Source organism: Planococcus sp. ISL-110 (assembly GCF_018613575.1).
GTDB lineage: Bacteria > Bacillota > Bacilli > Bacillales_A > Planococcaceae > Planococcus.
Map to the genome: position 1 here is coordinate 41482 of NZ_JAGGPX010000011.1, position 20371 is coordinate 61852.

Here is a 20371-nt window from a genome sequence, read left to right on the forward strand (position 1 = left end):
TTTCCCATAAGAAAAAGGCTTCTTTGAATAGACATTCATCGAAGCCTCACCCTTATTATTTTGCGTATTCAACTGCTCTGGTTTCTCTGATAACCGTGACTTTGATATGACCTGGATAATCCAGCTCCTCTTCAATCCGTTTCCGGATATCGCGGGCCAGACGATGCGCCGTCATGTCATCGATTTGTTCAGGACGAACCATGATGCGAATTTCGCGTCCCGCTTGAATAGCGAATGATTTCTCAACGCCTTCATACGATTCGGAAATTTCTTCAAGTTTTTCTAAGCGGCGGATGTAGTTTTCCAGTGTTTCACTTCTTGCACCTGGGCGAGCCGCAGACAATGCATCTGCTGCTGCAACAATGACCGAAATGATCGATGTCGCTTCTGTATCTCCGTGGTGGGAAGCAATACTGTTAATGACAACCGGATGTTCCTTGTACTTGGTTCCGAGTTCCACACCGATTTCCACATGGCTTCCTTCTACTTCATGATCAATCGCTTTACCGATATCATGCAGAAGTCCGGCACGTCGGGCCAATGTAACGTCTTCTCCAAGCTCTGCTGCCATCAAGCCTGACAGGAATGCAACTTCCACAGAATGCTTCAGTACATTTTGTCCGTAGCTCGTGCGGTAGCGGAGGCGTCCAAGAATTTTGATCAAGTCAGGATGCAGGTTATGTACACCTACGTCAAATGTGGTTTGTTCACCAATTTCACGAATTTGTTCATCCACTTCGCGTCTTGACTTTTCGACCATTTCTTCGATGCGTGCAGGGTGGATACGGCCATCCGACACCAGTTTTTCAAGAGCCAATCGAGCTGTTTCACGGCGGATTGGATCGAATCCTGACAGAATAACCGCTTCCGGCGTATCATCGATGATTAAATCGATGCCAGTTAAAGTTTCAAGCGTCCGGATATTGCGTCCTTCACGCCCGATAATACGGCCTTTCATTTCGTCGTTCGGCAGGTTGACTACCGACACGGTAGTTTCTGCTACATGGTCTGCCGCAAAACGCTGCATCGCCAATGACAAAATGTTTTTCGCTTTTTTGTCCGATTCTTCTTTGGCGCGGGCTTCCGATTCTTTCATCATTACGGAAATATCAGTTGAAAGTTCTTTTTCAACATCTTGTAAGATGATTGATTTCGCTTCTTCGCGTGTCAAAGATGAAATGCGTTCCATTTCGGACTGCTGCTGTTGGACTAACTCTTCAGCTTTGCTCTCCATCTGTTCAATATGCTGTTGTTTTTCTGCGAGCGCTTCGTCTTTTCGTTCCAGACCCGCTTCTCTTTTGTTTAATGCATCATCCTTGCGATCTAAATTTTCTTCTCTCTGCAACAACCGATTTTCTTGTCTTTGTAGTTCAGATCGGCGTTCCCGAATTTCAGATTCTGTTTCAGTACGCAATTTATGATTTTCGTCTTTCGCTTCCAATAAGGCTTCTTTTTTCAGCGCTTCAGCTTCTCGTTTTGCATCTTCGACTATTTGCTCCGCAGAATTTTTAGCGCCTGCGATATTGGAATCGTTTGCTTTTTTCAATGCAAAATAACCAACAACTACACCGACGATGATACCAAGCAAAGCGAAGATGAACTCATTAATACCCATTCGGACACCTCCTCTTGCTATTGATTTTTTTCATTTTAAAAGATGAATAATGAAAACATTCTTTCACTGCAACTATTTTAAAATTAGTATATTATACAATTTTAATTGTATAGATGGACTTATGTCATGTCAACCCAGGAAAAGCAGAAGCGATCGTGCTAAAGTCAGCTGTCATAGTGAGTTTCCCTATCCATTCCTTACTCTTTTACTTTCTGTATAGAAGAAAAGCCGCTAAGCTTCTGCTTGGCGGCTTTTCCTAGTTATATGGATAGTCTATTTGTCATCTTCATCAATCAATAAATTGAAGTCTTCCGACTCTTCCTTTTTGCTGGCAATTGTATAGGAAGCTGCGGTCATTCCGTAGGATTCACGAATTTTCCCTGAAATTTCATTGCGGACTTCTGGATTGTTCAATAGGAATTGTTTGACGTTTTCACGGCCCTGGCCAATGCGTTCTTCATTATATGAATACCAAGAACCGCTCTTTTGGATAATTTCCAAGTCAGAACCGATATCGACGATTTCACCTTCACGGGAAATCCCTTTTCCGTACATGATATCAACTTCAGCTGTACGGAACGGTGGTGCTACTTTGTTTTTAACCACTTTAATTTTTGTTCTGTTACCGATGATTTCAGTACCGGATTTCAAGGCTTCGGCACGGCGCACTTCCAGACGGACAGATGAATAGAACTTCAGGGCACGGCCGCCCGGAGTCGTTTCCGGATTACCGAACATAACGCCGATTTTTTCACGGATTTGGTTGATGAAGATAACAATGGTATTGGATTTGTTGATGACACCTGATAATTTCCGAAGGGCCTGGGACATTAAGCGTGCCTGTAATCCCATATGGGAATCGCCCATCTCTCCTTCAATTTCAGCTTTTGGCACAAGTGCCGCAACCGAATCGACAACCACGATATCAACAGCTCCGCTTCGGACAAGCGCTTCAGCGATTTCCAATGCCTGCTCACCTGTATCCGGCTGAGACAGGAGCAACTCATCGATATTGACACCAAGATTTTTTGCGTAAACCGGATCCAATGCATGCTCTGCATCGATGAACGCAGCTGTTCCGCCAGTTGCCTGAACTTCAGCAATCGCATGAAGAGAGACAGTTGTTTTACCCGAACTTTCAGGTCCGTAGATCTCGATTACACGCCCACGCGGATATCCGCCTATTCCCAGTGCAGTATCCAATGCCAAAGAACCACTGGAAACGGATGATATATTACGGTCGGTTTTTTCCCCCAATTTCATGACAGAACCTTTACCGAATTGCTTTTCTATTTGTTTTAACGCCATGTCTAATGCTGCTTTACGATCGCTCAAAAGAAATCCTCCTCTAAATAAAAACCTAATTTTCTACCTGTTTCTAGTATACTAGCTTATTGAGAAATACACAAGAAAAAAGCGAACGTTTATTCGCTTTTGTTTTTCAGAACTTTGATTTTGTAAGCCCTATATAAAGCATTCCCCATTTTTGGGTAGAAAAAAACACGCAAAATTAAATTTTGCGTGCATCTTCTTCGGTTAAGGTCCGGATCACATAATACAAAGCCAGTTTTACCGCGCGCAAACGGTTGGTATTTCGCATACCGGACAGCTGAAGGCGGTAGGACTGGGAACCCTTTTCTGTAGCGATACCGATCCAGACAGTACCTGCCGGCTGTTCCCCATGGGCATCAGGACCCGCTGCTCCTGTAAGCGATACGCTGATATCAGTCTTAAACTTGTCTCGTACGGCTTCTGCCATTGCCAAAGCTGTCTGTTCGCTGACAACTCCATGTTCGGCAAGCAATTCAGCCGACAGCCCGAGCTGATGAACTTTCATTTCTTCATTATAAGTAATTACCCCGCCCGCGAGAACAGCGCTTGCGCCAGGGACAGAGGCCATTTCGGATTGGAAAAGGCCAGCAGTCAAACTTTCTGCAGCAGAAATTGTTTTATTCTGTTCTTTCAATAGCTCGATCGATTTGGAAGCCAGTGAATCGTTATCATAGCCGTAGAGATATGGCCCTACCAGATCCAAAATTTCATTTTTGGTGCCATTGATCAATTCCCACGCCTCTTCTGTCGTACTGGTTTTGGCAGTAATGCGCAAGGTCACTTCCCCATCAGCAGCCAAAGGTGCGATGGTTGGATTCGTCTGCTTGTCGAGGATATGGTGCAGCCGGTCTTCAAGCTCCGCCTCACCGATTCCATAAAAACGCAGCACATGCGACAAGATGACATCTTCTTTGTTCAACAAATGTGCCAGCTTCGGCTTTGCCTCGAATTGGAACATCGGCTCCATCTCTTTTGGTGGACCAGGCAGCAAGATATAGACACGTTCATCTTTTTTATACATCATGCCCGGCGCCATGCCGTTGCGGTTGACGAGAACATCACTGTTTTTCAACACCAATGCCTGCTTTTTATTGTTTTCAGTCATAGGACGCCCTGCACGCTCAAAGTACGCCACAATAGAGTCCATTGCGCTCTCATTCATCTCAAGCGTCGTGTCCAGATGCCGGGCAATCGATTCTTTCGTCAGATCGTCTTTGGTCGGCCCAAGCCCTCCAGTGAATAAAATAAGATCAGCACGGTTTTCTGCGATGTTTATCGCATCCTCCAAGCGTTCGGCATTGTCTCCTACAACCGTATGATAATAGACATTAATCCCGAGCTCCGCTAAATGATTGGACAGGAAGCGGGCATTGGTATTGGTGATCTGACCTAGTAATAGTTCTGAACCTACCGCAATAATTTCTGCGTTCATCTGGGCAATCTCCTCTCTGTATGCTTATTTTGAAGTCATTAATGCACGTCGGTTGGCATAAAAGTAATCCCATCCAGACCAGACAGTGAAGATCAAGGCAATATAAAGCATAATTTCACCAAACGGCAAGCCGACTAAAGTGAAAATGGTGTTATGCAGCAGCAATGCGGCTATTGCCAAAATTTGTGCTGTTGTCTTGATTTTACCTAAACCGCCTGCAGCGACAACTTCTCCCTCGCCCGCAAGCACCAGGCGCAGGCCTGTAACTGCAAATTCCCTGCTGATGATGATGATGACGATCCAGGAAGCTGCAAACCCTAATTCCACCAAAATGATCAAAGCAGCTGACACCAAAAGTTTGTCAGCTAAAGGATCTAAAAATTTCCCGAAAGTTGTTACCAAATCGTATTTGCGGGCATAGTAGCCATCCACCCAATCCGTTAATGATGCAAAGATAAAGATAAGTCCTCCAACAAAATGAGTGACAGGCATAGAAGCTCCAAAAAGCGTCATCGTGCCCCAATCAAAGCCTGCTAGCATGATCACCATAAATACAGGAATCAATAAAATCCTCGAGATGGTAATCTGATTTGGTATGTTCATTGCTATTTCTCCTTTCGAACTTTCATGAAAAATAGCCATCCAAAGATGGCTATTCGGCGTCTCTAAATTGAATAACGATATTTTGGGGTTGAAGTTGCTGTTCATACTCAATCGGTTCGCCGTTCAAGGTCAATGCAATATTTGAATAGTCGCCTATGCGCAATCGAACAACCTCCACATCCGACAAATCGATTGTCTCGGCTTCCTCAGCCTGCATAACACGTGCTCTGGAAGTCAGTTCTGTTGAGTTCTGGTCAGTAGCTGCAATCCAGGATGGACCACTTGCAGCGATATCCAGCTGACGATCAGCGGGACCCTGCCACGAATAAGTCGTCGTCTCCCCTTGCGTTTCTTCAACAGCAAGGATGGCCTCAGGCTCTGCAGGTTCTTCCGCTGGCTGTTCGATCGGTTCTTCAGCAGCTTCATCTTCTGCTTTTTCTGGTGCAGCAAGAGCAGAAGCAGGCTCTTCATAAGGAACGCCTTGACCTTCATCCATTGGCAGATTTGGTGAGCCGCTGTCGGTCGAGGCGCTGTAGAAATACCAGGCGACAGCAAGGATCAGGACAATAAACAGCGCAACGAGAACTTTAGGCATGATTTCAGCATATGCTTCACTCGGGGCTGTTCTGGTCACCGTCCGGCTCCGGGAAGTAAGAGCGCTCGGCATTGGCGGTCGGGCGGCCGGTTCGTTGGCCGGCATTTCCGATTTATGATGTTCAAGCAATTCTTCCGCATTCAACCCAACTGCTGCCGCGTATTGCCTGATGAAAGCACGCACATAGAACGCACCGGGCATCATGCTGTGATTGCCATCTTCTATTCCAGCCAAATACCGCTTCTGTATTTTAGTCAAGTCCTGTAACTCTTCCAAACTATATCCTTTGGCGATTCTGGCCTGTTTCAGCCGAGTACCCAACTCACTCAAAACAATCACCTGCCTACTTAGAAGTTGAATCCGTCCCCAAACATATCCCCTTGGGATTTTTCGTCCATAAATGTGTTTTTCTCCAATACTTCATAGGTGATTTTCTCATCCGGATGATGGCGCAATTCAATAATATAATCAAAATCTTCGATACTGTATTCTGACTGCTCGACAAATTTATCAGGATGCTCCACGACTTTGATCGTCGGCATGCGCATCATTTCCCGCACCAGCTGCATATGGCGTTCATCGGCCGACCGGCGTGTGACAATGCCATCCAAAATAAAAATATTGTTGGCATTGTGTTCATCTCCCATCAGCTGATTGCGTACTGTCTGCTTGATCATCGTGGAGGACAGGAAGATCCATTTTTTATTGGCACTGACACTCGCAGCCACAATCGATTCCGTTTTCCCAACACGCGGCATTCCTCTAAGGCCAACCAGCTTATGGCCTTCCTGTTTAAAGATTTCCGCCATAAAATCAACCAGCAATCCCAGCTCATCGCGTACAAAACGGAAAGTTTTACGGTCATCAGCGTCTCGCTGGATATACCTGCCATGCCGAACTGCCAAAATATCACGCAGCTTCGGTTCGCGGAATTTTGTTACAGCAATGGTTTCGATGGTAGACAGGATCTGTTCAAAACGTTCCAGCTGGACATCGTGCTCTGCGCGCAACAGCATTCCGCGACGGCCCTGGTCCACCCCATTGATCGTCACGATATTTACCCGCAACATCCCCAAAAGAGAAGCGATATCGCCAAGCAGACCTGGACGGTTCACTTGAATTTCGTATTCGAAATACCATTCTTTCATGCAATACCCGACCTTTCTCTAAAGAGAACTTTAGTTAATATAATAGCTGATTTGCCTCAATTGGAAAAGGGCATTTAGTTACATGAAAAGCATCCAAATGCCATCACATCAGCCATCCGCCATTAATGCGCAAGGTTTGCCCTGTCATATAGTCTGCTTTGCCGCCTACAAGAAAATCAACAGCATCCGCTATATCCTGAGGAGTGCCAAGCCCCAATGGAATCTCCTCTTCAATTTCCTGCAGTTCTTCTGCCGTAAGGGAGGCATTCATTTTTGTTTTAATAAAACCGGGTGCCACAGCGTTGACCCGAGTGCCAGACGGTGCCATTTCCTTGGCATAGGCTTTGACAAACGCAAGCTGTGCACCTTTGACGGCTGAATACATCGTTTCCATGGATGCACCTGTTTCCCCCCAGATGGAAGAAATAAAGACGACATACGATTTATCATTGCGAAGGAAAAATGGAGAAATCAACCGGATTGCCGAGATTGGATTTTTCACATGCACCCGCCACAACGCCTCCATGTCCGCATCTGAAGTATCAATCAGCATCTTCAATAGCGATTGGCCGCTGGCAACGATGATGCAACTGGCATCATAGACGTTTCCAGCAAGCTGCTGCGCTCCTGTTTCGCCAGCAAAATCGGCCTGTACAGCGATAAATTCCTGTGCGGGATATTTATCAGCCAATTGCTGAGCCAGCGGGTCTGTCGAGTGGCTGTTCCAATGCAAATAAAGGGACCAGCCACTTTCCGCCAGCTGCAGCGCGATGCTTTCGCCGATTTCACCGGATGCCCCTAACAGGACCGCAAAGCGTTTCACTGTGCGTCCTTTTTCTTTGGCATAATGGTGAATACCGAATGCTGGGATTCGTGGCTCACTAATGCGAAAGCGTTTTGTAGATCAACAACTTCAAACTCTTCCAATACAGGAACCACATCAAATAAATTCATTTCGTTAAAAGCGTAATGGGTAAACTGGTTGGCGATGTATTCCGGAGAATTCAACGCTCTCAGGAAAAAGCCGATTTTCTTGCGGCGTACCCGATCCAAATCTTCCTGTCCAAAAGGCCATTTCTCTACCGCATTTTGAAGCGTGTGTTTGATTTCCTTGATCAGAATTTCTGGTTTGTGCGTGTCAGAGCCAATTAAGGCATAGCCAAATCCATTTTCCAATGAGTAGTCAAACGAGTAAGATTCGTCGATCCAATCGTTTTCATAGGCATGGTGATAGAAATCAGAAGTCCGCCCAAACAGCAGTTCATAAGCCAGTTGAGCAGCCAGTTCATGCTTGAGCATGTCAGGACCGATCAAATCCAGTTTCTCTGGTTTGATGCCATAGAAGACTTTCGGTTTCTGGACGCTCATTTCCAGTACCCGCTCCTTGATGGCCACTTCTTTCGGCTCGTCCGGGTAAATGCGCTTGATTTCTGTCGGTTTCTCAAAGGTTTTCTGTGCCTGGTCTTCTTTCACCAATTTCATCATTTGGTCCGGGTCAACATTGCCGACTATGAACAAGACCATATTGGACGGATGATAAAAGGTGTTGTAGCACGTATACAAATGTTCTGCCGTGATATCTTGAATAGAATCAACGGTTCCCGCAATATCGATTTTCACCGGATGGTTTTCATAAAGGTTCTCAATGATGCCGAAATACAAGCGCCAATCCGGCTGGTCGTCGTACATGGTGATTTCCTGAGCAATGATGCCTTTTTCCTTTTCCACGGTTTTTTCCGTGAAGTAAGGAGTTTGGACAAAGTCCAATAAAGTTTTGACGTTTTTATCGATTTCACCGGTTGCCGAAAACAGATAGGCCGTCCGTGTAAACGACGTAAAGGCATTGGCGGAAGCTCCCTGCTTGCTGAATTCCTGAAAAACGTCCCCTTCTTCTTTTTCGAACATTTTGTGCTCCAGGAAATGGGCGATGCCATCCGGTACTTTCATCGGTTCCGTTTCGCCCAGAGGAACAAAATGGTTATCGATTGAGCCGTATTTGGTCGTAAAAGTAGCGAAGGTTTTTGAAAATCCTTTTTTAGGGAGAATGTAAACATTCAAGCCATTGTCCAGCTTTTCATGAAAAAGCGTTTCTTCTAATTGTTCAAATTCAACTTTATGCATCTTTTTCATCCTCCTTGCCTGATAAGAAGTATGTCATTTCCAAAGAAAGTTGCCGAGCTACAGCAGCGATGTCTTTTTTTGTGACATTCTTCCATCTATTGATCATGAATTCCGGTTCAAACGCATCCGTCAATTCCATATATTGATCGTAAATTTCAATTTGTCCACGAGCCGAATCGAGTGCTTCTTTTAATTGATTCGTCAACAGCGCTTTTGTCTGATCAAGCTCAATATCGGAAATATTGCCGTTTTTGATTTCTTCCAATTGCTCTAAAATCAAAGCCACCGCTTTTTCTTCTAGTTTTGAATCAATGCCGGCCAGAACGAACATCAGGCCAAATTGTGAAGCAAACGAACTCGATACATAATAGGCCATGCTTTCCTTTTCACGGATGTTGACAAACAATTTAGAATGCGCATAGCCACCAAAAACTCCGTTCATCAGCTGCATAACCGGAAATTTTTCGTCTCGGAATGTAATCGGCGTAAAAAATGCCATGTGAAGCTTGCCTTGTTTCATGTCTTCGTATTCCAGTACACGCGACTGTTCCGGTTTCACCAATTCCAATGGTGGCACCGCAATCGCTCCTTCACGATCTTTAAAGTGGAAGTATTCACGAATGTGCGAAGCGATCATCTCTGGCTTTACATCACCTACAGCGTAAATTTCAATTTCATTCTGTGCCACCATTTCTTTGTATTCGGCAACCAGCTGTTCGTTGGTAATATTTTCCACATCTTCAATTGTACCATTTGAAGATGTGGACGCCGGATGGTTCGGCAAAGCCAATTCCATCATGCGCTGTTGGGCATACCGCGTCTTTTCATCAAAAACAGATTCGATGCGCTGGATAACAGCATTTTTTTCACGTTTGAAAATGGTCTCTTTGAACAGGCCATGCTCAAAATTAGGTTTAAACAGGACGATATACATCAAATTCAGTACCTTTTCAAGAACCCCTTTTTCAGACAGATACTGATCGTTCACCGTTTCAACATTCAAAGTTACCACATGTTCATTGCCCCGTTTAGAAGAATCTATGTAAAGAGACGTTCCGTAAAGGTCATCCAATACCATGCGAAGTGCAGTATGTGAAGGATAAACCTCATTGCTGTGCTGCAGTACATTTGCCAAAATCGAGCGTGCAGACGCTTTTTCCTTAGTCAGTTTATCTTTGAATTTGATTGAAAAATTTATTGTTTTAAATTGTGTCGTCTCATTGACGTGCACATTCACGCCTTTTGCGATGTTGATCGTTTCAAACATTTGGAATCCCCTCTCGTCGTTCATGTTCTAACTATACCGAACCTTTTCCGTTAATTGCAAATAAAGAAAAACGAAAGCAGCTAACTGAAGCTAACCTAAGTGCGCGACGTCCTGTCGCAACGGTTAGCTGCCCCGCTTCCTGCGGCCCCTCGCCGGGCATAAGATTCCCTAACGAAGTGGCGCCCTTTGCCACACAGTCAGGTGGCTTATGACCCTAGAATCTGGCCGTCGGAGCTAACCAATAAAGAAAAGCGAAAGCTGCCTTTCCAGCGGACAACTGAAAAAAGCCGTCGCAATGACGGCTTTTTCACACAGCTTATCGTTGACCTTTAATATATGGTTTACCATTTGCAAGCGGTGCCTTGGCGCGGCCGATAAATCCGGCAAGCGCAAAGATCGTCAAGACATACGGCAATATCAATAGAAAGACGTTTGGAATCTCCTGGATGATTGGAATAGATGAACCGACAATACTCAAGGATTGTGCAAATCCGAAGAACAAAGCAGCTCCCATGGCTCCAAGCGGATGCCATTTACCAAAAATCATCGCTGCCAGTGCCATAAAGCCCTGGCCATTAATCGTGGCATGCCCAAAATCGTTGGTGATGGTCTGTGCATATATCGCACCACCGATTCCTGCTAATGCACCGGATATCATAACCGCCACATAGCGCATTCTCACAACGTTGACCCCCATTGTATCGGCAGCCATCGGGTGTTCCCCAACAGCGCGAAGGCGCAGACCGAAAGGCGTCTTGTAGATCACAAACCACGCAACAAAGGCCATAGCAATCGCAAAGAACGATGTATTGTAGACAGATGTAAAGAATAAACGTCCGATAACTGGAATGTCTGACAGGAACGGCACATTATAGCGTGCAAAGCGCTCTGTAATAAAGTCTGTCTGCCCCTTGTCGAAAATTCTTTTCACCAGATACAATGACAATGCAACAGCTAATAAGTTAATGGCAACACCTGATACCACCTGATCCGCCCGGAATGAGATGGACGCAACAGCGTGCAGCAATGATAACAGCAGCGCAGCAATCATAGCCGCTATCAGCGCAATCCAAGGCGTGGCTGCGCCGAATGTATCAGCGTACAGTAAGTTAAACAAAATCCCGACAAAAGCACCAATGACCATCAGCCCTTCAAGACCGATGTTGACAACTCCGGATCTTTCCGAGAATACGCCGCCGATTGCCACTAAAATAAGCGGTGCTGCATAGAAAATCGCTGAAGGAATGATGAAGTATAGAACCTCCAAGAAACTCATATTACTTCGCCTCCTTCTTCTTTGCTGATGCACGGAGCAGCAGCAAGCGAATGATGTAGCCGGAAGCTACAAAGAAGATGATAACTGCGATAACGATTTCAACGATTTCAATCGGAATACCCGCAGCATTCGGCATATTCAATGCTCCATATTTTAAGGAGCCGAACAATGTAGCACCGAAAATTACACCAAGCGGCGTGTTCATGCCAAGCAGGGCGACCGCGATTCCATCAAATCCGATACCGGTGAATCCGCCTTTGGAAGAAACATACTCGAACGTTCCAAGTGCTTCCATTGCTCCAGCCATTCCGGCAAATGCACCTGAGATGACCATCGCCAAAATAATATTCTTATTGACGTTCATTCCTGCATATTGTGAGGCATTCTGGTTAAAGCCAACAGCTTTCAGTTCAAAGCCGAGCGTCGTTTTCTCCAGGATGAACCACATAACACCGACCATGATCAATGCAAGAATAATTCCGTAATGCAGCCGTGAAAATTCCGTCAGGTTCTCAAGAAACTCAGAACGCAATGAAGCACTGGCAAAAATGTTCTCTGTCCGGTCGCCTCCTTCAGAAACCGTCCGGATTAATGCGTTCGTTACATGCAACGCAATATAGTTCATCATAATGGTCACAATTACTTCATGGACATGGAATTTCGCTTTCAGGAGGCCTGGTACAAAGCCCCATAATGCGCCGGCTACCGCTGCCGCAATGATTGCTAACGGCAAGTGGATGACTTTTGGCAATTCAACAGCTACCCCTACATAAGCTGCAGCAAACCAACCGACGATCAATTGCCCTTCCACACCGATATTGAAAAGACCTGAGCGGAACGCAAAAGCGACCGCAAGACCAGCTAATAAATAAGGTGTGATTTGGCGAATTGTTTCGCCAATCGTATACATATCTCCAAAAATCCCGTTCCAAAGAGCAGCATAGCCTTCCAGTGGATTATAGCCACTGACCAGCATAATCACCGCGCCGACCAAGAGTCCTAAAATAACGGAAATGATGGGGACCAGGAGATTGGTCGCTTTATTCGACATGCTGATCCTCACCTTTCTTCGTCAAATCCTGTGATTCCGCATGGCTCGTATGACCTGCCATCAATAATCCCAATTGCTGTTCGCTGGTGTTTTCCGGTGTCACTATATCCACAATTTCGCCGTCATGGATAACCGCGATACGGTCTGAAACGTTCATGACTTCGTCCAGTTCAAAGGAAATCAGCAAAACAGCTTTGCCATTGTCGCGCTGTTCAATCAACCGGCTATGGATAAATTCAATGGCACCAACATCCAAGCCTCTGGTCGGCAATGCCGCAATCAGCAGATCCGGATCCCGATCAACTTCACGTCCGATAATGGCTTTTTGCTGATTGCCTCCTGATAAGGAACGCGCCAATTCTGAGGGTCCCTGTGTCCGGACATCAAAGTCCTTGATGACCTGCAATGCTTTTTCATTGATTTTGCTGTAATCGATAATGCCCGATTTGGAAATTGGTTTTGTGTAATAGGTTTGAAGCGAAATATTATGGCCTATTGGGAAATCCAATATCAGACCGTGCTTATGGCGATCCTGTGGGATATGCCCGACTCCGGATTCCGTCACTTTTCGCGGCTTCATATTGGTGACGTCTTTTCCATTGATTAAGATCGTGCCACTTTTCACTTTCCGCAGACCCGTAATCGCTTCGATCAACTCAGACTGTCCATTGCCGTCAATTCCAGCAATTCCAACAATTTCACCTTTGCGGACGTTCAGATTCAAGCTTTTCACTTTCTCTACTCCACGGTAATCCTGAACCACCAAGTCTTTGATATCCAGGATTTCTTCCCCCGGAAATGCCGGACCTTTAACCGTGGTGAATTCCACCTGGCGCCCGACCATGAGCGAAGCAAGGTCGTTCGGATTGGTTTCAGCAGTAACGACCGTGCCGATTCCCTGGCCTTTGCGGATAACGGTTACCCGGTCCGATACATCCATGATTTCCTTTAATTTATGCGTGATTAAAATAATCGATTTTCCTTCAGCAATCAACCGCTTCATGATTTGAATCAATTCCGTAATTTCCTGAGGCGTCAAGGAAGCAGTCGGCTCATCAAAAATCAAAATCTCAGCGCCTCGGTACAATGTCTTCAGAATTTCCACACGCTGCTGCATGCCCACCGAAATATCCTCAATAATCGCATATGGATCGACATTCAAGGCGTATTTTTCAGACAGTGCTTGAACTTTTTTAGCCGCATCTTTTTTATTGGTGACCCCATATTTGGTTGGCTCACTTCCCAAAATGATGTTTTCAGTGACAGAAAAGTTTTCGACCAGCATAAAATGCTGGTGGACCATTCCGATGCCAAGTTCATTGGCTATGTTTGGATTGGCAATATCGACTTTTTTTCCACGAACCCGGATTTCTCCGCCTTCCGGTTGGTACAAACCGAATAGGACGTTCATCAAAGTCGATTTCCCAGCGCCATTTTCCCCTAATAATGCATGAATTTCTCCCTTTTGCAGTTGCAGCGTAATATTGTCATTGGCGACAAACGTACCGAACTCTTTACGGATATTCAGCATTTCGATTACATACTCCACTGTTGTCACTCCCCCGAAAACTACTAACTTTTTAGATTAATTAATACAGGAAAGGCTTCCGTTGCCAAAAACCTTTCATCTATTAATTTTCAGCTTATAGGCAAAAAAAATCATAAAGACCGGTTCAACCGGTCTTTATGATGACCGTATTACTAATTGATTTTATTCTACTGTTTCAGGAACAACAATGTCGCCATCGATAACTTGTTGCTTGTATTCTTCGATTTGCGCCATTTTATCTTCAGGAATTGCTCCACGTGAATCTGCAAGACCTACGCCATCATCAGACAAACCATAAGTGATGGTTTCGCCCCCTGGGAATTCGCCTGCCATTGCCTGTTCAGAAATATTGATTACAGCCGTATCAACACGCTTCAGTACAGAAGTCAAAGTGACATTGGTATCGCCAGTTTGGCCTTCATCGTACTGGTCAGCATCTACGCCGATAACCCAAATATTCGCTTCCGGATCTGACTCTTTACGTTCTTTAGCTTCTGTGAACACACCATTGCCTGTACCGCCAGCAGCGTGGAAAATGATATCCGCTCCAGCAGAGTACATACGGTTCGCAGTTGTTTTACCTAATTCCGCTTTATCAAAAGCCCCTGTGTATTGAACATCGACTTCAATTGAATCGTCTACAGTCGCAACTCCTTCAAGGAATCCTGCTTCAAAACGCTCGATTACCGGAATTTCCATCCCGCCAACAAATCCGATTTTGTTAGTTTCCGTCATTAAAGCTGCCGCTACACCCGCAAGGAATGCACCTTCCTGCTCTTTAAACAAAACACTTGCAACGTTCGGTGCATCTACTACAGCATCAATAATCGCGATTTGGGCTTCGGGTTGCTGCTCAGCAATTTCAGCTACAGCACCTTCCATAAGGAAACCGATTCCGAATACCACATCAAAATCACGACGGATTAAGTTGTTCAAGTTGGTGTTGTAATCCGCGTCTGATGCAGACTGAAGGTAATCATAGCCGCCATCGCCTTTTTCAAGGCCATTTTCTTCACCAAATTGCTGGATGCCTTCCCAAGCAGATTGGTTGAATGATTTATCATCCACACCGCCAACATCTGTAACCATAGCTACAGAGAAATCAGAAGCTTCTTCCGTGCCTTCTTCTCCCCCGCCCGTTTCGCCAGTTGAAGTATCTTCTTCACTTCCGCAGGCAGCAAGCATAGTCCCAGCAGCAAGCATCAATGATAAACCTAGACCAAATTTACGTTTTGTCAATGTAATAACCCCCAAGGTTTTTTTGATATTAGCAGGAATTTGATGTTTTACACGCGTTTGCGAACCACATGAAAGCTGAACTTATCAGCTCTAAAATAATTCTTTGAATAAAGCACCAAGCGATCGTCTTCATCGTAATGGAGCTGTTTTAATACCAGTAATGCTGTTTCCGGTTCACATTCCAGTATTGGCGAAACTTCTTCATGATATCCGGTCGGATCGATAAATGTCACCGCATAGGATATATGAATGTCCCCCGATTCTTCAATCGCTGTAAAAATGGAACTTTCGGTGCGCCCTAAAAAATCTGCAGGCAAATAATCCGAAGGCACCTTGTCGATGCAATAGACGACAGGGTCTCCGTTTGCCGTGCGGACGCGTTCAATAGTAATAATAGTATCATCGCCAGTGCAATGAAAGCGTTTTATATCCTCTTCAGAGGAAAGGCTTTCCGAAGTGCTCAAGTAGATGGCACCTGGTTCCATTCCTGCCTGGCGGATCATGTCGGAAACACTCGTCAATTGTTCAATCCCAGAAGAAAATAATGGTTTTGAATTGACGAATGTTCCGACTCCGTGGCGTCTGACGATTATATTATCTTCTTCCAACAACCGGAGCGCTTCTCGTAAAGTCGCGCGGCTGACTCCCAGTGTTTTCGATAACTCGAATTCGGACGGCAACTTCTCTTTTTCTTTGTAGACGCCCGCAGCAATATCCTGTTTCATTCGATCGATCACTTGAAGGTACAAAGCACGATGATCCGATTTAATTGTCATACGATTCACCACCCATGACAGAGATCAGACATCTGATGTAAAACATTCCTACTAATCAAAATTACTATAACACTTATTAGAAATGAAATAAATAGCATTTTGTCGAATTTAGCGAATTTTCGCTTCTTCATTATCTTAAATACTGATCATTTTGTCACAAAAAAACCTAAAAAGCTCAGTAATCTTCCTGCTTTGGAACTAAGACCGTTCGAGGTTTGCTGCCTTCATAAGGTCCAACCACTCCCCGCTGCTCCATTTGGTCTATGATCCGTGCAGCCCGCGAATAGCCGACGCGGAACCGGCGCTGCAGCATCGAAACTGATGCTGTCTGCATTTCAGTTACCATCTGTACAGCTTCATCATAAATTTCATCCGTTTCTTCATCTATCTTGGTGTCATCGATCTCACTTGGAATCATATCTTCCTGGTATTGAGCTTTTTGCTGTTCAATAACAAAGTCGACAATTTTTTCGACCTCTGAATCCGACAGGAAAGCACCTTGGACGCGCACAGGCTTTGATTGTCCGGCTCCAAGGAATAGCATATCACCGCGGCCCAGTAATTTTTCAGCGCCGCCCATATCCAGGATCGTTCGAGAATCGATGGATGATGAAACGGCAAAGGAAATGCGGGATGGGATATTCGCCTTGATGACGCCTGTAATAACGTTGACACTTGGACGCTGTGTAGCGATGATCAGGTGGATGCCTGCCGCACGTGCCATCTGAGCCAATCGGGTGATGGCATCCTCCACTTCATTTGAAGCGACCATCATCAAATCGGCCAATTCATCGACGATTACCACAATAAATGGCAATTTGGGATGCTTGTCTTCATTTTCTTCGTTGAAAACACGGACATATTCGTTATAGCCTTCGATATTGCGTGTTCCCGTATGCGAAAACAGCTCATACCTTCTTTCCATTTCGGACACGATTTTCTTCAATGCCTGTGCCGCTTTCCGCGGGTCTGTCACAACCGGCGCCAATAGATGGGGAATGCCGTTATAGACATTCAGTTCCACCATTTTTGGATCGATCATCATCATTTTCACTTCGTGCGGCTTGGCGCGCATGATGATGCTGGTGATGATGCCGTTGATGCACACCGATTTCCCGCTGCCCGTCGAACCGGCAACCAGCAAATGCGGCATTTTGTTTAGTTCTGTCATTACCGCCTGGCCTGTAACGTCTCTCCCAAGAGCGAATAACAGCTTGGCATCCGGCCGGTTGTTTTCTTCCGATTCCAGTACTTCCCGCAGACTGACAATCGATACTTCCGAATTTGGCACTTCGATACCGATGGCGGATTTACCTGGAATCGGCGCTTCAATACGGATATCGCGCGCTGCCAACGCCAATGCCAAATCATCGTGCAGACTGACGATTTTACTCACTTTGACACCAGTATCCGGCAAGACTTCGTATTTGGTAACAGCTGGCCCCAGATGGACCTGCGTCACTTTCGCCCGAACGCCAAAGCTTTGGAAAGTTTTTTCAAGCTTCTTGGCATTTTTTTGGATGCCCGAATACTCACCACTTTGGTCATGATGGGGCGGCAAGGTCAACAAGCTGAGAGGCGGCAATTGATATTCTTCATTCTCCAGCTCTTCTGCCGTCGACAGTAATTGAGTTTCTGTGGTCTCCGGTACTGCAGCAGATTCTGCAGTAGGTTTTGGCGAAGCTTCCGCCTGTTTCGGTTTGACGTTTTCAGTAAATGCTGAAATGATCGGCTCTTCCTGCTTCGGCCGGTAAAGAAGGTCTTCTTGCTCTTCTTCCTCTTCATAGGCTAAGGATTCATTGATCTCCAGTACTTGCTCAGGCTCCGACTTTTTGCGTGGAGCCCGTATTTTTTTCGGTTGGTCCCGTTGAAAGCGGCTCACTAGCGCATCGAACGCTGGGCGGGCACTTGGTATCTTTTCAGCAATAAAAGGTGCTGCCGCTTTTCCAGTCAAAATAATGGCGCCGATTGACAGCAAGATGATTGCCACCACCCACGTGCCAGCGGTATCAAACAGCACATGCAACAGCGCGTACAGCAAAGCACCGATGATTCCGCCTCCTGTAGCCAAATAACTGTTCCAGATTGTGCCGGTCATTTGTGTGGTGCGGATGGTTTCGGATAGGACATTGGATGAAGTGATCGGCAAGATGGTTCCTGCCGCCCAGATCAAATGGCAAATCAGCAAAATGCCGATCAGTACGAATGCGGATCCAACCGCCACTTTCGCTCTCGGTTTCGGCCATGCCCGCTTGACCATCACATAGACAGCTACATAGACAAGTGTCAATGGAATCAGAAAGGCCATATAGCCCGCTATAAATTCAGCCATATTAAAGAACATCTTGCCGATTACCCCTAGTTGGAACACCATCAATACAGATATCCCCAATAATACCAGGCCAATCATTTCATAAGCGATCATCGGCATCGGCTGCTGTTTTCTGTTTTTCGGTTTTGTTTTTGGTTTTGCTTTCGCTCTCGCTTTTGGTTTTGCCTTCGTAGTTGTACGAGCCCTGGTCATCACGATCCCTCATTTCCTCCGTAATCGAAAAAGGATTTCCTCCGAATAACTCGGTATGGAAATCCTTTTTCTTTTTCTCTTAGTATTCCATAATAATCGGGATAATCATTGGACGGCGTTTTGTCTGCTGGAACAGGTAAGAATTTAATGTATCACGAATTTCCTGTTTAATGTTGTTCCATTCAAATGCGTCTCTCGTGACGTATTTTTCAACGACTTTGCGGACAAGTCTGGTAGATTCATCCATCAGCTCTTCTGATTCACGGACATAAACAAAACCGCGTGAAATCATTTCCGGACCGGAAGCAATTTTCTTTTCTTTGCGGTTGAGTGTAACCACAACGATGAAAATTCCGTCCTGTGACAACAACTTGCGGTCACGCAGAACGATGTTTCCAACATCACCGATTCCAATTCCGTCAATAAGGACGTTGCCGGCTGGAACACGTCCACTCATCCGAACCTTGCCGCCTTTATATTCGACAATATCGCCTTTATCGGCAATAAAGATTTCAGACTTATGCAAGCCGACTTGCTGTGCCAATTTCGAGTGGGCAATCAGCATTTTGTATTCACCCTGGATAGGGATGAAATACTTTGGTTTCATCATGTTGAGCATCATCTTCAGATCTTCCTGGCTGCCGTGTCCTGAGACGTGGACTTTCTTGCTGGCAGTCAAAACGTTCGCTCCGGCTTTTGCCAGTTTGTTCATTGTTTGGAACATAGGAACTTCCATACCGGGTGATGGTGTGAATGTAATTAATATGGTGTCGGTTTCTTTGATTTTAACATCTTTATGCTGTTTGCGGACCATTTTGTCCAATGCTTCCAGCGGCTCTCCCTGGTTGCCTGTAACGATGATGACTACTTCGTCGTCACGATAGTTTTCCAGCTCTTTCAGGGAAATGACGGTATCCTCATGGACAGTCAGATAGCCAAGGCGCAAGCCGACTTCATAGCTGCTCTCCAAGCTTCTGCCTGCTACTGCAACTTTTTTGCCTGTTGCTGCCGCAATATCAAATACCTGTTGGATGCGGATAAAGTTTGATGAATACAGGGATACAAGTACACGGCCTTCTGCAGCAATAAACGCTGACAGGATATGGTCGGCAACCACAATTTCCGAAGTCGTATAGCCTGGACGTTCAGCTTCAGTTGAATCAGACAGGAGCATGAGCACGCCATCTTCCCCTAATTTCGCCATTTTTGCGATATCAGGTCTATAGCTGCCTTTAGCTGATTGATCGAATTTAAATTCGCCTGTGTGCACGATGGCGCCTTCTGATGTGTGGAAGACAATGCCAAGTGCGTCAGGAATGCTGTGTGTCGTATGGAAGAACGTCACATGCGTCTTATCAAAGTTCATGCGGCTTTTGTTGGTCACTTCAAAGAATTTCACATGCTTTAAAGAGCCTTGCTCTTTAATATGTTCTTTGGCTAATGCAATCGTCAGCTTTGATCCATAAACTGGAGCCTGGATCTTCTTTAATAGATAAGCGATGGAACCGATTGCGTCTTCATGGCCGTGCGTCAAAAAGATGCCTTTGACGCGGTCTTTGTTTTCTTCCAGGAAAGTCATATCCGGAATTACGATATCGACGCCCAGCATCTCATCTTCCGGGAACATCAATCCGCTGTCTACAACAAACAAGTCTTCATCGATTTCAATTACGTACATTGCTTTGCCGATCTCGCCGACGCCGCCTAAAGGGATAACTCTTATTACTTCATTTTTAATTTTACTCAATTTATTTCCTCCTAAAATTCACCCGTACACATCCATAGACTTCATTATACGGGAATCACCGGAAACAGTCCAAAGAAAAAAATAAACCGGCACAAT

16 protein-coding genes are annotated in these 20371 nt (G+C 45.4%); all 16 read right to left on the bottom strand.

What is annotated here, in order from left to right; translation table 11 throughout:
- Window positions 1-55: 55 nt before the first annotated feature.
- The gene (rny, locus tag J7I83_RS06085; protein WP_215099805.1) at window positions 56-1615 is read right to left on the bottom strand and encodes a ribonuclease Y; all 1560 of its coding nucleotides are present in this window, start codon (window positions 1613-1615) and stop codon (window positions 56-58) included.
- A gap of 273 nt (window positions 1616-1888) precedes the next feature.
- The gene (gene recA, locus J7I83_RS06090) at window positions 1889-2950 is read right to left on the bottom strand and encodes a recombinase RecA (protein ID WP_215099806.1); all 1062 of its coding nucleotides are present in this window, start codon (window positions 2948-2950) and stop codon (window positions 1889-1891) included.
- A 175-nt stretch (window positions 2951-3125) separates the two neighbouring features.
- Window positions 3126-4379, bottom strand: a complete 1254-nt coding sequence (locus J7I83_RS06095; protein ID WP_215099807.1) for a competence/damage-inducible protein A — start codon at window positions 4377-4379, stop codon at window positions 3126-3128.
- Between the two features lie 24 nt (window positions 4380-4403).
- Window positions 4404-4982, bottom strand: a complete 579-nt coding sequence (gene pgsA / locus J7I83_RS06100) for a CDP-diacylglycerol--glycerol-3-phosphate 3-phosphatidyltransferase (protein WP_215099808.1) — start codon at window positions 4980-4982, stop codon at window positions 4404-4406.
- A 49-nt stretch (window positions 4983-5031) separates the two neighbouring features.
- Window positions 5032-5835 carry a RodZ domain-containing protein gene (locus tag J7I83_RS06105; protein WP_251047492.1) on the bottom strand — a complete coding sequence of 268 codons (804 nt, stop codon included), beginning with the start codon at window positions 5833-5835 and terminating at the stop codon, window positions 5032-5034.
- Between the two features lie 89 nt (window positions 5836-5924).
- The gene (locus J7I83_RS06110) at window positions 5925-6725 is read right to left on the bottom strand and encodes a YmfK family protein (RefSeq protein ID WP_215099810.1); all 801 of its coding nucleotides are present in this window, start codon (window positions 6723-6725) and stop codon (window positions 5925-5927) included.
- Between the two features lie 103 nt (window positions 6726-6828).
- Window positions 6829-7548, bottom strand: a complete 720-nt coding sequence (gene ymfI / locus J7I83_RS06115) for an elongation factor P 5-aminopentanone reductase (RefSeq protein ID WP_215099811.1) — start codon at window positions 7546-7548, stop codon at window positions 6829-6831.
- Window positions 7545-8846 (bottom strand): EF-P 5-aminopentanol modification-associated protein YfmH, encoded by a 1302-nt coding sequence (gene yfmH / locus J7I83_RS06120; RefSeq protein ID WP_215099812.1) that lies wholly within the window; start codon window positions 8844-8846, stop codon window positions 7545-7547. Before yfmH ends, ymfI begins: the two co-directional genes overlap by 4 nt.
- Window positions 8839-10113 carry an EF-P 5-aminopentanol modification-associated protein YfmF gene (gene yfmF, locus J7I83_RS06125; RefSeq protein ID WP_215099813.1) on the bottom strand — a complete coding sequence of 425 codons (1275 nt, stop codon included), beginning with the start codon at window positions 10111-10113 and terminating at the stop codon, window positions 8839-8841. The genes yfmH and yfmF overlap by 8 nt, the downstream gene beginning before the upstream one ends.
- A 316-nt stretch (window positions 10114-10429) precedes the next feature.
- Entirely contained in the window at window positions 10430-11389 is a 960-nt protein-coding gene (locus J7I83_RS06130) for an ABC transporter permease (RefSeq protein ID WP_215099814.1), read from the bottom strand.
- 1 nt (window position 11390) lies between these two features.
- On the bottom strand, window positions 11391-12440 hold the full coding sequence (locus J7I83_RS06135; RefSeq protein ID WP_215099815.1) for an ABC transporter permease: 1050 nt from the start codon (window positions 12438-12440) through the stop codon (window positions 11391-11393).
- The gene (locus J7I83_RS06140) at window positions 12430-13989 is read right to left on the bottom strand and encodes an ABC transporter ATP-binding protein (protein WP_215099816.1); all 1560 of its coding nucleotides are present in this window, start codon (window positions 13987-13989) and stop codon (window positions 12430-12432) included. Before J7I83_RS06140 ends, J7I83_RS06135 begins: the two co-directional genes overlap by 11 nt.
- A gap of 162 nt (window positions 13990-14151) precedes the next feature.
- Window positions 14152-15228 (bottom strand): BMP family lipoprotein, encoded by a 1077-nt coding sequence (locus tag J7I83_RS06145; protein ID WP_215099817.1) that lies wholly within the window; start codon window positions 15226-15228, stop codon window positions 14152-14154.
- Window positions 15229-15275: 47 nt separating this feature from the next.
- Window positions 15276-16004: a GntR family transcriptional regulator gene (locus J7I83_RS06150; protein WP_215099818.1), complete on the bottom strand. Its 729-nt coding sequence runs from the start codon at window positions 16002-16004 to the stop codon at window positions 15276-15278.
- A gap of 175 nt (window positions 16005-16179) precedes the next feature.
- A complete protein-coding gene (locus J7I83_RS06155) occupies window positions 16180-18528 on the bottom strand; it encodes an FtsK/SpoIIIE family DNA translocase (RefSeq protein ID WP_215099819.1) in 2349 nt (782 codons plus the stop codon).
- Between the two features lie 79 nt (window positions 18529-18607).
- Window positions 18608-20275: a ribonuclease J gene (locus tag J7I83_RS06160; RefSeq protein WP_215099820.1), complete on the bottom strand. Its 1668-nt coding sequence runs from the start codon at window positions 20273-20275 to the stop codon at window positions 18608-18610.
- Window positions 20276-20371 lie beyond the last annotated feature (96 nt).